1 pseudogene is annotated in these 336 nt (G+C 56.5%); it reads right to left on the bottom strand.

Going from position 1 to position 336, the window contains the following annotated elements:
• A pseudogene (locus Q4563_RS17800) lies at positions 1 to 300 on the bottom strand (ATP-NAD kinase); the annotation flags it as partial.
• Positions 301 to 336 lie beyond the last annotated feature (36 nt).

The raw sequence follows: 336 nt of genomic DNA, 5'->3' as shown, positions 1-336 counted from the left end.
GCTCAGAGTATCGTCACGAGTGCTCTGACGGCCGTCAGTTGACGGCAGATCCAGCAGCGAACAAGTCAGCCCGGCTTGTGCCAGCCAGGTCGCTCCCATATCCCCAGGGCAGCTGACAAACTGGCACTGATCCTTCAGCGGAGCCAGTCGCTGCAGAGTCTGCAACGTCCGTAATCCGGCCTTTTTTTCAGCCCCCAATGCCAGCGCCTGGGCAATAGTCTCCGCACCATCACTGCCTTTCAGACCCACCGACCCACCGATTCCAGCCAATGGATTGACAATCAAGCCCAGTCGAATCATATCGTTCCCGTTGCGGTAAAAGTCATGATTATAACC

This window comes from Gilvimarinus sp. 1_MG-2023, assembly GCF_030548285.1.
This window is presented reverse-complemented; position numbering and strand designations above follow the sequence as displayed.